We start from the raw sequence: 14,019 nt of genomic DNA on the forward strand, positions 1-14,019 counted from the left end.
GCCGTCTCCTATGGATTGCCGAGGAGGCGGCGCGCCGCCTGGATGGTCCGGTCGTTGCGCTGGTCGACGACGCGGCCCTGGTAGAGATTCCGGTCGGCGAGGCGCTGCTGGAGAGCGGCCCAGAAGCCGGCGCCCCACTGGTCCTGCTCGAGATTCTGCAGGATCTCGGTGGACTTGAGCTCGAGGGCGCGGATCGTCATGTCGGCCGCCTTCGCGGGGTCCCGCTGCAGGCCGGCGCCGCCGAGGTCGTACAGGAAGGCCGCCGAGGCCGCCGCGGGGGCGAAGGAGCGCTCGACCGCGAGGCGCTCGAGATACCGGGCCGCCAGGGGGCCGTCCGGCGCGGTGACCCGCTGCTCCCGGTTGGCCGGGGACAGGTGCATCGCGGCGTAGAGGTACTGCGCTACCGGGACGCCGCTCTCCGCCAGGCCCCGGAGCTTCGCCGCGTCGGCGGCGTTGGAGACCGCGCTCTTCGACAGCGCGATGAGGTCCTCGACGCTCGGCGTCGCCGCGGGCGGTGCCGGAGGCGGCGGGCCGGCGGGCTTCGCGGCTCCGGTGTTGCCGGCTCCGGGGTTGCCCGCCCCCGCACTGCCAGCTCCCGCGCTGCCCTGCGGGCCGGCACCCCGGCCGGCCAGGGCCTGCACGGCCGCGCGCGTCTGCGGCGTCGCCGTCCCGTCGGCCGGCCCGGTGTAGAAGCCGCGCTTGGCGAGGTCGCGCTGGATCGCCGCCACGAGGTCGGGGGGCTGGCGGCCGAGCTCGTCCGTGAAGGTGGTGACCGCCCGCGGCAGCTTGGCCGCCACCGTGTTCATGTAGAGGTCGGCGGCCTTCTGCGGATCCCGCGGGACGCCGCTCCCGGCATCGGTGTAGCAGCCGGCGATCCAGTAGAGCGTCGACCAGGAATCGAGGTAGTTGTTCCGGGCCGCGACCGGATTCGCCTGGAAGGCCAGCCCGTAGCGGCAGCCCCGCTTGAGATCGTGCTGGCCGCGGGCGGGGTCGAGCAGGAGCTCGGTCATGCCGCGCTGGGCCCCGGGGAAGCCGAGGTCGGCGGGCTTCTGGTAGTAGGTCAGCGCCTTGGCGGCGTCGGGCTTGACCGGGTTCTTGGCGTAGACCGCGGCCCATTCGGGATTGTAGAGGGCGCCCATGAACGAGCGGGCGCTGACGTCGCCGGCCTCGGCGGCCGTCCGCAGCTTCTCGAAGGCGGCCCGGTCGCCGTCCTTGCCGGCCTTGTCGAGCAGGTCGAGATAGAGCTTCTCGTTCTCCTTGCTGTCGGCGGGCTTGCCCCACTCGCCCGCGGGCTTCAGCAGCGCCAGGGCGAGGCCCGCCAGGAGGGCGACCGCGGCCTGGGGCAGGACCAGCCAGGCGAGGCGGTAGCGCGCGTCCGCGTACCAGAGCGTCGCGTGCGCCCGGAGCCGGTCGGTCCCGATCGTGACGCCGCTCATGACTTGGCTTTCATGTAGGCGCGCAGGGCCGTGATGACCGCGGCATTGCGCTTGTTCTCGACCGGGAGCGTGTAGAAGCCGCGGGCGGTCAGCGCGGCCTGGATCGCGCCCCAGAACCCGTCGCTCCAGTTGCCCGCCTCCGGGAACAGCAGCCAGAAGGTGATCTGGTCGTCCTTGAGGTCGACGCCCCGCAGGGCGAGGGCCGCCGCCTTCCCGGGATCCTTGGCGACGTTGCCGTAGCCGGAATCGTACAGCACCGCCGCCTCGCCGGCCGCCATGCCGTTGCCGGCGGCCGCGGCGCGCTCGTAGGCGGCGACGGCGACCTGCGCGTCCGGCGCGAAGACGTCGCCCTTGTTCATCACCGGGTTGAACAGGCGCGCGTAGGCGGTGAGCGCGTCCGCGTCCCCGGCCTCGGCGCGGCTCTTCAGGTCGGCCATCTTCCGCCGGTCGCCGGTCCGGGCGGCGGCCTGGAGGGCCAGCACCTCCGGATCCGGGCCTTTGGGCGTCACCCGCCGCGGCTCGGGCCGCGGGGTCGCGACCGTGTTGGTGATCCCCGCCTCCACCTGGAGGGCCGTGATGATCCCGGGATTGGGCCGCCCGTCCACCGGGCCGATGTACCGGCGCTGCTCGGCCAGGTGCCGCTGGATGCCCGACACCAGGGCGGGGTTCTGCTGCCCGAGATTGTTGATGAAGGCGTCCATCGTCGGCCGGTGGCGGCGCCACAGCACCGCGGTCACCAGCCCCCCGGCCCGCACCGGGTCCTGCGGCAGGCCGCTCTCGGGCTCGACGTAGCAGGTGGCGAGCTTGACGGTCAGCCGCTCCTCGCCGGTGATCGTGCGCTCGAGCGTCTCGGGGGCGTCGATCCAGGTCTGGGCCAGGCGGCAGCCGCGCCGGAGGTCGCGGTTGGGGTTGGCCGGGTCGAGCAGCACGTCCGCGAGGCGCGTGACCGCCAGGAGATCGCCGATCGCGGCGCCCGGTCCGTAGAGGGCGGCCGCCCGGTCGAAATCGTTCGGCGCGGGCTTGTTCGGGAAGTAGGCGGCGGTCAGGGGGTCGTAGAGCGTCCCGAGCTTGGTCGCGGCGTCGATCTGGCCCTGGGTGGCCGCGGCGGTCAGCGCGTCGAACGCCTTGCGGTCGCCGTCCTTGCCGGCCCGGTCGCGCAGGGCGCTCAGCTCGGCGAGCCGCGCCTTCGAGGCGGTGGCCGGCTGACCCCAGACACCCTGCGCGGCCAGCGCCATGCACAGGCCCGCCACCGCGCAGGTCACGGCCTGCGGCAGGGCGAGCCAGGCCAGGCGGTAGCGGCGATCGTCGTACCAGAGGGCCGCGTGCGCGCGCAGCCAGTCCTCGCGGGCGATGCTCATGGCTGCGACGGCTCCCGGGCCGTCACGACAGGGCGGCGGGGCGCGGGGCCCCGCCGCCGAGCGCCCGCTCGACATCCACGAGCTCGAACTGGCCGTAATCGCCCAGGGGATCGCTGGCGAGGCGCATCGCCTGGGCCTCGCGCAGGCGCTCCAGGAGCGTGCGCATCTCGCGGGCATTCGCCCAGTCGTGCCGCTGCGCGCGCTGCTCGACCCACGGGATCAGCAGGGTCTCGAAGCGCGGCGGCAGCCGGAACGATTGCCGCGACGCCATCAGGCGCAGGATCTCGACGAGGTCGTACGGGTCGTAGGCCGGGAACGCGACGGTCTTGGTGAAGCGGCCGGCGAGGCCGGGATTCGTGTCGATGAACCGGGCCATGTCGCCGGTGTAGCCGGCGACGATCACGATGATCCGGTCGCGGTTGTCCTCCATGAACTTGAGGAGGGTGTCGATCGCCTCCTTGCCGAAGTCGCTGCCGCCCCCGCCGCCCTCGGCCAGCGTGTAGGCCTCGTCGATGAACAGGATGCCGTCGAGGGCCTCGCGGCAGCGCTCCAGGGTCTTGGCCGCGGTCTGGCCGACGTAGCCCGCCACCAGCCCGGCCCGGTCGACCTCGACCACGTGCCCCTTCCGCAGGACGCCGAGCGTCCGGAAGATGTCGCCCATGATGCGCGCCACCTCGGTCTTGCCGACGCCGGGGGGCCCGGTGAACACCATGTGCTGGCTCACCGCGCCGACCTCGATGCCCTCGGCGCGGCGCCGGGCATCGACCAGCACCCGCGCCGCCACGGTCTTCACCTGCTCCTTGACCGGCGCGAGCCCGATCATCGCGTCGAGGCGGGCCATGACCTTCCGGGCCGCGTCCATGTCGACCGCGCCGCCGGCCTGGCGGCCGAGGGCCGCGGCGATGTCGGCGGGTTCGAGCCGGTTGATGTCGCCGCCGGGGCTGGCGGCGAGGCGCAGCGCCTGCGCCTGGCGGGCCTTCTCCAGGACCGTGCGCATCTCGCGGGCGTTGGCCCAGTCCTCGGCCTTCGACCGGGCCCCGACATAGGCGGCGAGGTCCTTCTCGAACCCCTCCGGCATGACGAAGCCCTGGCCCGCGGCCATGCGCTTCAGGATCTCGGCGAGCTCCGGCGGGCTGTAGGGCGGGAACTCGACGGTCTTGGTGAACCGGCTGGCGAGGCCGGGATTCGCGTCGATGAACCGGCGCATGTCGTTGGTGTAGCCGGCGACGATCACGATGATCCGGTCGCGGTTGTCCTCCATGAACTTCAGGAGGGTGTCGATCGCCTCCTTGCCGAAGTCGCCGCCGCCCCCGCCGCCGGGAGCCAGCGCGTAGGCCTCGTCGATGAATAGGATGCCGTCGAGGGCCTCCTTGCAGCGCTCCAGGGTCTTGATCGCGGTCTGGCCGGCGTAGCCCGCCACCAGCCCGGCCCGGTCGACCTCCACGAGGTGGCCCTTGCGCAGCACCTTGAGCGCCTTGAAGACGCTGCCGAGGACCCGGGCCACCTCGGTCTTGCCGACGCCGGGCGGCCCGGTGAACACCATGTGCTGGCTCATGGCCGCCACCGGCAGGTTCTGGGCGCGGCGCTGCTGCTCCACCTGCATCCGGGCGATGACGCCCTTCACCTCCAGCTTCACGGGGTCGAGCCCGACCATGCCGTCGAGGGTCGCGAGCGCGGTGGCCAGGAGGTCCTTCTTCTCCGCGGCCGCGCCGTCGTCGACGAAGCGGATCGGGCGGATCTTGCGGCTCGCCCGGGCCCGGTCCAGGGCGCGCCGCGTCGCCTCGATCCGCGCCGGGATGTAGCTCGCCGCGAGCAGGCCGCCGACGAGGCCCCCGAGGATCAGGCCGTTGCGCAGCAGCGCCGACGGCGTCGCGGCGAGCGACCCGAGCACGTCCGGCCGCAGGGCGACCAGCAGGCCGGTGGCACCCAGCACGATGACCGCGAAGAGCGCGACCGGATGCTTGTCGAGGCGTTCCATGGACGTGGCGAACCTTGGTGCTGGCCCTGGTGATGGCCTGGGTGCTGGCCTGGGTGCTGGGCGCGCGTGGCCCCTCGGGCCGCCCTCAGGCGTCCTCGCCGGTGGCGCGGAGCAGATCGACGATCTCCAGGCGGCGCAGGTCGCCGCCCTGCAGGGCGACCCGGGCGGCCTGGGCCTCGCGGGCCTTCTCGAGGAGGGTCCGCATCTCGCGGGCGTTCGACCAGTCGTCGGCGCGGGACCGCTGCGCGAGCCAGGGAGTCAGCGCCGCCTCGAACCCCTCGGGGAGCGCGAATTGCTGCCGGGCCGCCATGCGCTTCAGGATCTCGCAGAGATCCTTCGGGCTGTAGGGCGGGAACTCGACGGTCTTGGTGAACCGGCCGGCGAGGCCGGGATTCGTGTCGATGAACCGGCGCATGTCGTTGGTGTAGCCGGCGACGATCACGATGATCCGGTCGCGGTTGTCCTCCATGAACTTCAGGAGGGTGTCGATCGCCTCCTTGCCGAAGTCGCCGCCGCCCCCGCCGCCGGCGGCCAGGGTGTAGGCCTCGTCGATGAACAGGATGCCGTCGAGGGCCTCGTGGCACTTCTCGAGGGTCCTGGCCGCGGTCTGGCCGACATAGCCCGCCACCAGGGCCGCGCGGTCGACCTCCACGAGATGCCCGCGGCGCAGCACTTCGAGGGACCGGTAGATCTCGCCGATCGCCCGCGCCACCTCGGTCTTGCCGACGCCGGGCGGCCCGGTGAACACCATGTGCTGGCTGATCGCCGCCACCGGCAGGCCCTCGGCGCGCCGCCGCTGCTCCAGCTCCAGCCGCGCGATCAGGGCGTTGACCTCGCGCTTGACCGGCGCGAGCCCGACCATGGCCTCGAGATTCGCGATCACGGCCTCGGGGGACCGGGTCTCCACGACCCGGCGCGGCGCCACGATCAGGCGCGGCAGGGCCAGCAGGCCGCCGGCCGGCTGCCCGAGGCCGGCCTCCGCCTTCCGCGCGGCCGTCGCGGTCGCGGCGAGGCCCAGAGCCGCCAGTAGGGCGACGGCGATCCCGATCGCCGCCTTCCAGCGCAGCTCCGGCCCGGCGGCGTTCCACCAGGCGACCGGGCCGTAATCGGTGCTCAGCAGGAGCGGGGTGAGGACCGCGACCACCAGCCCGGAGACGACGAAGGGGAGGATGGCGGATTTCGACATCCGTCAGCCTCCGCAGGGCTTGCTGGTATTCCAGATCACGGGGATCCGCTGGACGCCGCCGGTCGTGTCGATCTTCAGGCCCGGCGTCAGCTCGACGAAGACGTCCTTGGCGGCGCCCTCGATGGTGATCTCGCCCTTGCCGGTCTCGTAGGGCGCCGGGAACGGGACCGCGATGTTGATCGGCCCGTCGGCGACGTTGAAGGCGGGGGACAGGTAGTTCCCGGCCCGGATGCGCACCACGCCGCCGGCATCGGCCGCCATCTTCGACAGGCGCATCTGGCCCAGCGGGGCTCGGCAGGCCTTGGCCTCCGCGACGATCTTGTCCTTCTCGTCGGAGGGCAGGGTCTCGGCGGCCTTGTCGATCTCGCCCGCCTTGACCAGCGTCAGGGCCGGGCGCGCGGCCGTCCCGGCGGTCTCGCCGCCGCCCGAGAGCAGTACGCCCGCGACGGCGCCCGCCGCCACCAGGCCGCCCACGATCGCGATGAGGCTCGGCGAGAGGCCCGGCTTGGCGGCGGGCGGGGCGCTCGGGGCCGCGCGAGGCTCGGAAAGCCTATCCTGAGCCTGCCGCTCAGCATTCTGGTGTTCGACTTCCGACATCCAGCGGGCCCCCGAACATGGAACGACGTAATTCGTGCGTCGCGTCGGCGCGCACGACATGACCTGCAGCCTCGCTCTTTTTGGAAAGATTCGAAGAAATTAGCGGGCCGATGCCTGTCACCATGACCGGCCGACTTCTAGGCAGGCGGAAAAAACCGGTCTACTAGTGTATATGACCTATCGTCGCAGCCTTGACACGCCGGGGATTTTCCTCGGCATGGCTCCGCGCCGCGACGTCATGGGGATAGATTCCGATGCTGCGACCGGGAGTGGCATGAACGGCTCCGCGCGAGAGACCCTGATCGTTGCCGACGACCACCCGCTGTTCCGCGAGGGCATGCGGCGCATCGCGGAGCGGCTCTACCCGCAGGCCCTGGTCCGGGAGGCCGCCACCATGGAGCAGGTCCTGGCGATGGCCCGCGCCGGGGCGCCCCCGCGGGCGTTCCTCCTCGACCTCCTGTTCCCCGGCCTCGATCCCCGCCACTCCATCGGCGCGCTGCGCGTCGAGTTCGAGCGGGCCTCGATCATCGTCGTGTCGATGATCGAGGACGAGGGCCTGATCCGGACCGTCATGGCCGAGGGTGCCGACGGCTTCATCGGCAAGGCGCTGCCCGCCGCGGAGATCGCCCAGGCGATCGCGGCGATCCGCGACGGCGAGTTCGTGATCCGGCGCAGCCCGGTCTCGGGTCTCGCCGCGCCGCGCGGCCCGCTCCCGCCCCTGACGCAGCGCCAGCGCGACGTGCTGCGCCTCGTCGCGCTGGGACGCACCAACAAGGAGATCGCCCGGGAACTGGAGATCTCCCCCTTCACCGTCCGCATCCACGTCTCGGCGCTGCTGCGCGCCCTCGACGTGACCTCCCGGTCCGCCGCGGCCGCGAAGGCCGCCACGGCCGGCGTCGGGGATTGAGGAGGCGGACCGTGCGGCGGGGCCGATCGTACACCTGTCCGAATGGCCCGGTGCCGGGCCCCGTGGCAGAGCCCGGCGCATGAGACGGGCGGGACGGGGAGACGGGCGCGCGGCCCGCAGGCGTTTTCTGACGGGCCCTGCCGTGGCGGTGCTGCCGGTGCTGGCTGCCGGGCTCGCTGCCGCGCCCGCCGCGGCCGATCCCGATCTCGCCATGCTGCCGCGCGCCACGGTGCTGGCGGCGATCTGCGGGCGGCCCGCCGACAAGGAGGCCGAGACCTGCCGGATGAAGGACGGCCGCACGGCGGAATTCTGGACCGCCGCGATGTTCTCCACCGAGACCGGGAGCCGGTTCACCGGCTTCGTCACGATGCCGGCCTTGGGCGAGGACGCCGCGGCGCCCGACCGGCTGAGCGTCGCGGCCGCCACCTACGTCCTCAAGGATATGCGCTGGCGCCTCGAAGACGTGCAGGTCCTGTCCGGCCGGATCGGGACCGGGAACCGCAACGGCGGCGCCCCGGAGGTGGACGAGCGGCTCGGCGCCGTGTTCAGGCCGCTGAGCCGGGGCCGCCTCCTGATGGGCCTGCGCCTCACGGTCTACGGGACGGCCGGATCGCAGGGCTTCTCGTACCTCCTCCTCCAGTTCCGCGACGCGCCGGCGCACTGGACGCTCGCGGGCGAGGTCGCGGCGGGCGCCGACGAGACGGCCGGCTGCGCGGAGGATCCCTGCCGGCTGGGATCGAGCACGGGACGGCTGGAGATCCTGCCGGAGGATCCGCGCGACCCTGCCGCGTGGCCCCCGGTCCGAGTCGCCCTGAGCGGCACCGTGCTGGGCGCGGACGGGGCGCTGCGTCCGGCCACGGACCGGGATGCCCGGGTCTATCGATTTGATCCGGGCGCCGGCACCTACCGCTGACGGCGCCCGCGACCGTGCGTGCGGCCGGTCGACGAGATCAGACCTGCAGTGAAGTAAAAAATAATCTGCCGCATATTTTCCGCAGGAACGTCTCGCTGCAGCACGGGGACCATTGTAGCGGAGACTGAATAAGCGGTTCTAGCACCGAAGACTCGTCCGCGCCGCCACATCGCGGGCTCCCGCCGCGTCTGGTGGCGTCGATCACCTTCAGGTAGACTTGTCAGATCTGTCCGCGATCGGCGACGGCGGCGCGCCGTTGCCCGGATCCCGGGCGGCGACGCGGCAGGGCGACTGCACGATGAAGCGACAGCGGGAGACCGGGGCCGGCACGGCGCGATTCAGGGCGGACGCCGCGGGATCCGTCCCGGCGGAGCGGGTGCCCGGCCTCGGTCTCGGCGTCGCGGCCGGCCGGGCCTGAGCCGACGATGTTCGGGTCGCGGCGCCGGCGGGACGAGGCGTACGACAACGAGAAGGCGCAGGCGCTGATCCGGGCCGTCGTCATCGGCCTCGCCTGCCTGTATCTCCTGCCCCAGATCTACGGCGGGATCGCCCCGCCGGAGGCCCGGTTCGTCGCCTATCTGGTGACGTGCCACTGGGTCTTCGCCGTGGCGCTGTACGGCTGGATCAGCCGCAACCCCGGCAGCAACACGCCGCGCCGCGTCGTCACCTTCCTCCTCGACCTCGGCGGGATGACCTACACGATGGCGGTGGGCGGCGCGCCGTTCCTGCCGCTCTACGCGATCGTCATCCGGCTGATCGTCGGCAACGGCCTGCGCTACGGCGTCACCGCCCTGAAGGCGTCCACGGCGGCGGCCCTGGTCTCGATCGCGGTCACCACGTACTTCAACGCGTACTGGCGCGCGAACCCGTTCCTCGTCCTGACGCTGACGGCCATCACCGTCCTCGTGCCGACCTACATCTACAGCCTGCTGGAGCGCCTGCGCGGCGCCTACGAGCGCGAGCAGGAGGCGAGCCTGTCCAAGTCGCGCTTCCTGGCGCAGGCGAGCCACGATCTGCGCCAGCCGATCCACGCCATCAGCCTGTTCACCGCCTGCCTGCGCGGCGCCCGGCTGGGGCCGGAGGAGCTGCAGATGGTCGAGAACATCGACCGGTCGCTGCAGAGCGTCTCGCGCCTGTTCAAGTCGCTCCTGGACATCTCGACCCTCGACAGCGGACGGGTGGAGCCCCGGCCCGAGCCCGTCGCGATCAACGACATCCTCGAGGATGTCCGGCGCCAGAACTCCGAGGCCGCCCAGATCGCCGGGACGGCCCTGCGCAGCCGCGCCTGCGCGGTCGTGGTGCGCACCGACCGGGCCCTGCTCACGACCATGGTCCAGAACATCGTCAACAACGCGATCAAGTACGCGCCCGGCCGGCCGATCCTGATCGCCTGCCGCCGGCGGGGCGACCGGCTCGCCATCCAGGTCTACGATCGCGGCCCCGGGATCCCGGTCGCGCATCAGGAGCGGGTCTTCGACGAGTTCTACCAAGTCCGCCGCCGCGGCGACCGGGACGTCGAGGGGGTGGGCCTCGGCCTGCCGATCGTCCGGCGGCTCGGCGCGCTCCTGGACCTGACGGTGACGCTGCGCTCGGTGCCGGGGCGCGGGACCTGCGTGACGATCGGTGACCTGCCCCTCGCCCGGGCCCCGCAGCCCGCGGCCCTCCCCGCCCGGCTCGACCCGCCGGCGACGATCGGCGGCCTGCGCGTGCTGCTGGTGGAGGACGACGCTGCCGTGCTGCGGGCGACCGCCAGCCTGCTGGAGAAATGGGGCTGCCGCGTCCGGCCCGAGACCGGGATCCCCGACGCCGTGCCGGAGATCGACCTCCTCATCACCGATTTCGAGCTCGGGAACGGCGTCACGGGGACGGACTGCATCGCGGCGGTCCGGAGGCTCGCCGGCCGCCCGCTGCCGGCGGTGGTGATGAGCGGCCACGACGAGGCGCGCGTGCGCGAGGATCTGGGGGCGCCGGACATCCCGATCCTCTCGAAACCGGTCCGGCCGGCCGAGCTGCGCTCCGTGCTCACCGCCGCGAGCCTCCGGCTGCGCCCCCGGCCGGCGCCGGCCGCGTGAGGCGCGGTCGGCGCCCTACCGGGCCGGTTCGCCCGGGGCCCTGCCCGGCTCCCTGCCCGGCTCCTCGCCGGGACGCGCGGTCCCCGTCCGGCCGCCCTGCTGGTCGAGCATCGCCCGGAGCAGCGCGTCCCGCGCGAGGCCGTGCTCGGTCGCGATGCGGTCCACGATCCGGAGCGCCTGCGCGGCGGGGGAGCGGTCCGTCACCGGCAATTGCGCGAAGGCCTGGCTGAGTCGCGTTCCCGCGACGTATCCGATGACGATCCCGACGAGGACGCCGCAGGCGCCGGCCAGGATCAGGACGCCGAACTTCATGACCCACCCGCCGGCTGCCGCGAGACTGCCGGCCTTCTGACCATCCCGCGCGGGTGATCTCAAGAGGCGGGCGGCCGGCTCGGCGGCCCCGGTCGCCGCGTCAGCCCTGCTCCGCGCGGTCCGCGCCGTCGCGGGCCTCGGCCTCCCGCCGGGCCGCGCGGGCCTGGGCGATCAGGTCGACGGCCGTCAGCGGGGCGTTCGCCCCCACGCCGCCGGCCAGCAGCAGGCCCGGCGGCACCGTCCGGACCTGGGCACGGCCGCCGCGGACGCCGCGGCGGCCGGCCCTTCGATCGGTCGCGTTCGTCATGACAGCGCGCCGCCCGTCAGCGCGGGCCGGCCTGCGGCCGCGGCCGCGGAACGGCGATGGTGACCAGCTCGCCGGTGATCGGATCCAGGATCGTCATGGGCCCCCCGTGGTTGTGCCCCATGGCGGACCTGAATTGTGTTTTAACATTGGCCAACCGGGGCCGTGTGCACAGATTTGGCGGTCGATGTCGGCCCGGGCCGCGCTCCGATTGTTGATTATCCGTCCCGATATCCGGATCGAAGTGCGGTATTCCCGGGCCCGGCGCCGGCGGGACGTGCGGCGGGACGTGCGGCGGGCCCGCTAGACGGACATCCAGCGGAGCACGTCGGCCTCGACCATCCCGGCCCGGGGGCCGGCCAGCACCACCTGCCCGCGATCCATCACCGCGTAGGAGTCGCAGAGGTCCCGGGCCCACTCGAAATACTGCTCGACCAGCACGATCCCCATCTCGCCCTTGCCGCGCAGGTAGGTGATCGCCCGGCCGATATCCTTGATGATCGAGGGCTGGATCCCCTCGGTGGGCTCGTCGAGCACGAGGAGCTTCGGCCGCGTCACCAGCGCCCGGCCGATGGCGAGTTGCTGCTGCTGGCCGCCCGAGAGGTCGCCGCCGCGCCGGTGCAGCATGTCCTTGAGCACCGGGAACAGGTCGTAGATCTCCCCCGGGATATGGCGGTCGCGGCGCCTGAGCGGCGCGAAGCCGGTCTCCAGGTTCTCCTTGACGGTGAGCAGCGGGAAGATCTCGCGGCCCTGGGGCACGAAGGCGATCCCGGCGCGCGCCCGGTCGTAGGGCGCGAGGCCCTGGATCGGGCGGCCGTCGAGACGGATCGCGCCGGAGCGCACCGGCTGCTGGCCGACGATCGCCCGCAGCAGCGAGGTCTTGCCGACGCCGTTGCGGCCCAGGACCGTGGTGACCCGCCCGGCCTCGGCCGTCAGCGAGACGCCGCGGAGCGCCTGCGCGGCGCCGTAATAGAGGTCGATGCCGTCGACGGAGAGCATGGTCATCGTCCCAGATACACCTCGACGACCCGCGGGTCGGCCGAGACGGCGTCGATCGAGCCCTCGGCCAGCACCGCGCCCTCGTGCAGGCAGGTGACCCGGCAGCCGAGGTCCCGGACGAAGTGCATGTCGTGCTCGACCACCAGCACGGCGTGCTCGCCGGCGATGCGGCGCAGCAGGCGGGCGGTCTCGGCGGTCTCGGCGTCGGTCATGCCGGCCACCGGCTCGTCGACCAGCAGGAGCTTGGGGTCCTGCGCGAGCAGCATGCCGATCTCCAGCCACTGCTTCTGGCCGTGGCTGAGATCGGCCGCCGGGCGGCCCCGGTGGGCCAGCAGGCCGACGGTCTCCAGCAGGGAATCGATCCGCGCGGCCTCCACCCGGTTGCGCCAGCCGAACAGGGACGCGAAGGCGGCGCGGGGCCCCTTGAGGGCGAGCAGGATGTTGTCGGCGACCGTGTGGCTCTCGAACACGGTGGGCTTCTGGAACTTGCGGCCGATGCCGAGGTCGGCGATCGCCGGCTCGTCGCTCCTGAGCAGATCGTGGGTGCCGTCGAACAGCGCGATGCCGCTGTCCGGCCGCGTCTTGCCGGTGATGCAGTCCATCATGGTGGTCTTGCCGGCGCCGTTCGGGCCGATGATCGCCCGCAACTCGCCGCGGGCCAGCGTCAGCGACAGGCCGCGCAGGGCCTTGTAGCCGTCGAAGGTCACCCGCAGGTCGTCGAGGTAGAGGAGCGCGTCCGTCTCGCGCTTCCGGTTGGCGGGGCCGCGGGCAGCGGCATCCGGCGGTTCGAGGAGGTCGGTGCTCACGAGCCCTGCCCTTCTTCGGCGAGTTTCGGGGCGATGGCGGGCTCCGGCGGCAGCTTGGCGGCGGCGCGCCGGGAGCCGAACCGCTCGATCGCGGTGCCGACGAGGCCGCGCGGCAGGAACAGCGTCACGAACACGAACAGGCCGCCGAGCGCGAACAGCCACGCGTCCGGCATCGCGCCGGTGAGCACGGTCTTGGCGTAGTTGACCAGCACGGCGCCGAGCGCCGCGCCGACCAGCGTGCCGCGACCGCCCACCGCCACCCAGATGACCGTCTCGATGGAGTTGGTGGGCGCGAACTCCCCCGGGTTGATGATGCCGACCTGCGGCACGTAGAGGGCGCCGGCGACGCCCGCCATCATGGCCGAGACCGTGAAGGCCAGCGTCTTGAAGTGCTCCGGCCGGTAGCCGAGGAAGCGCGTGCGGCTCTCGGCGTCGCGCACGGCGATCAGGATCTTGCCGTAGGCCGAGACCGTCATGACCCGGGCGATCAGGTAGCCCAAAGCCAGCGCGATTCCGGTGGCCACGAAGATGCCGACGCGGAAATTCTGGGACTGGACGGAGACGCCCAGGAGATCCTTGAAGTCGGTCAGCCCGTTGTTGCCGCCGAGCCCCATGTCGTTGCGGAAGAAGGCGAGCATCAGCGCGTAGGTCAGCGCCTGGGTGATGATCGACAGGTAGACGCCGGTCACCCGCGACCGGAAGGCGAGCCAGCCGAACACGAAGGCCAGCAGGCCCGGCACCAGCAGCACCATCAGGGCCGCGAAGGCGAAGTGGTCGAAGCCGTACCAGTACCAGGGCAGCGCCTTGTAGTTCAGGAACACCATGAAGTCGGGCAGAACCGGGTTGCCGTAGACGCCCCGGGCGCCGATCTGGCGCATCAGGTACATGCCCATCGCGTAGCCGCCGAGGGCGAAGAACGCCCCGTGGCCGAGCGAGAGGATGCCGCAATAGCCCCAGACGAGGTCGAGGCTGACCGCGAGCAGCGCGTAGGCGAGGTATTTTCCGAAGAGCGAGACGAGGTAGGTCGGCAGGTGCAGGCCGGAGCCCTCCGGCACCGCGAGATTCAGCACCGGCACGGCGAGGCAGAAGGCGGCCAGGACGGCGAGGAAGATCCAGCCCTTCAGGTCGATGAGGGGGGTGCGAGGCGGCAT

At 72.6% G+C, this 14,019-nt stretch carries 13 protein-coding genes; 3 read left to right on the top strand and 10 right to left on the bottom strand.

Annotated elements, in window-relative coordinates; translation table 11 throughout:
• Positions 1-8 precede the first annotated feature (8 nt).
• The 5 genes from ACLBX8_RS23910 to ACLBX8_RS23930 all read right to left on the bottom strand — a co-directional run bounded on the left by ACLBX8_RS23910 (position 9) and on the right by ACLBX8_RS23930 (position 6,555).
• Positions 9-1,436 (bottom strand): peptidoglycan-binding protein, encoded by a 1,428-nt coding sequence (locus tag ACLBX8_RS23910; RefSeq protein WP_042671982.1) that lies wholly within the window; start codon positions 1,434-1,436, stop codon positions 9-11.
• On the bottom strand, positions 1,433-2,794 hold the full coding sequence (locus tag ACLBX8_RS23915) for a hypothetical protein (RefSeq protein WP_447715844.1): 1,362 nt from the start codon (positions 2,792-2,794) through the stop codon (positions 1,433-1,435). The genes ACLBX8_RS23910 and ACLBX8_RS23915 overlap by 4 nt, the downstream gene beginning before the upstream one ends.
• Positions 2,795-2,816: 22 nt before the next feature.
• Positions 2,817-4,772, bottom strand: a complete 1,956-nt coding sequence (locus ACLBX8_RS23920; protein ID WP_447681877.1) for an AAA family ATPase — start codon at positions 4,770-4,772, stop codon at positions 2,817-2,819.
• 85 nt (positions 4,773-4,857) lie between these two features.
• Positions 4,858-5,958, bottom strand: coding sequence for an AAA family ATPase (locus tag ACLBX8_RS23925; protein WP_447715845.1), 1,101 nt, complete (start codon positions 5,956-5,958; stop codon positions 4,858-4,860).
• Between the two features lie 3 nt (positions 5,959-5,961).
• The gene (locus tag ACLBX8_RS23930) at positions 5,962-6,555 is read right to left on the bottom strand and encodes a hypothetical protein (RefSeq protein ID WP_042671987.1); all 594 of its coding nucleotides are present in this window, start codon (positions 6,553-6,555) and stop codon (positions 5,962-5,964) included.
• Positions 6,556-6,829: 274 nt separating this feature from the next.
• On the opposite strand from ACLBX8_RS23930, the gene ACLBX8_RS23935 reads away from it, so the two are divergent.
• The 3 genes from ACLBX8_RS23935 (at position 6,830) to ACLBX8_RS23945 (ending at position 10,447) form a co-directional block, all read left to right on the top strand.
• The gene (locus ACLBX8_RS23935; RefSeq protein ID WP_042671988.1) at positions 6,830-7,462 is read left to right on the top strand and encodes a LuxR C-terminal-related transcriptional regulator; all 633 of its coding nucleotides are present in this window, start codon (positions 6,830-6,832) and stop codon (positions 7,460-7,462) included.
• Positions 7,463-7,604: 142 nt separating this feature from the next.
• The gene (locus ACLBX8_RS23940) at positions 7,605-8,375 is read left to right on the top strand and encodes a hypothetical protein (protein ID WP_447715846.1); all 771 of its coding nucleotides are present in this window, start codon (positions 7,605-7,607) and stop codon (positions 8,373-8,375) included.
• A gap of 425 nt (positions 8,376-8,800) precedes the next feature.
• Positions 8,801-10,447 (top strand): hybrid sensor histidine kinase/response regulator, encoded by a 1,647-nt coding sequence (locus tag ACLBX8_RS23945; RefSeq protein ID WP_091926788.1) that lies wholly within the window; start codon positions 8,801-8,803, stop codon positions 10,445-10,447.
• A gap of 15 nt (positions 10,448-10,462) precedes the next feature.
• On the opposite strand, the gene ACLBX8_RS23950 is transcribed toward ACLBX8_RS23945, so the two are convergent.
• The 5 genes from ACLBX8_RS23950 to urtC all read right to left on the bottom strand — a co-directional run bounded on the left by ACLBX8_RS23950 (position 10,463) and on the right by urtC (position 14,019).
• On the bottom strand, positions 10,463-10,759 hold the full coding sequence (locus ACLBX8_RS23950; RefSeq protein WP_042675131.1) for a hypothetical protein: 297 nt from the start codon (positions 10,757-10,759) through the stop codon (positions 10,463-10,465).
• A 100-nt stretch (positions 10,760-10,859) separates the two neighbouring features.
• Positions 10,860-11,066: a hypothetical protein gene (locus ACLBX8_RS23955; RefSeq protein ID WP_020095148.1), complete on the bottom strand. Its 207-nt coding sequence runs from the start codon at positions 11,064-11,066 to the stop codon at positions 10,860-10,862.
• Between the two features lie 300 nt (positions 11,067-11,366).
• Positions 11,367-12,062, bottom strand: coding sequence for an urea ABC transporter ATP-binding subunit UrtE (urtE, locus tag ACLBX8_RS23960; RefSeq protein WP_020095147.1), 696 nt, complete (start codon positions 12,060-12,062; stop codon positions 11,367-11,369).
• A 2-nt stretch (positions 12,063-12,064) separates the two neighbouring features.
• Positions 12,065-12,868 (bottom strand): urea ABC transporter ATP-binding protein UrtD, encoded by an 804-nt coding sequence (gene urtD / locus ACLBX8_RS23965; RefSeq protein WP_020095146.1) that lies wholly within the window; start codon positions 12,866-12,868, stop codon positions 12,065-12,067.
• On the bottom strand, positions 12,865-14,019 hold the full coding sequence (gene urtC / locus ACLBX8_RS23970; protein ID WP_056530760.1) for an urea ABC transporter permease subunit UrtC: 1,155 nt from the start codon (positions 14,017-14,019) through the stop codon (positions 12,865-12,867). Before urtC ends, urtD begins: the two co-directional genes overlap by 4 nt.

Source organism: Methylobacterium sp. D48H (assembly GCF_053345715.1).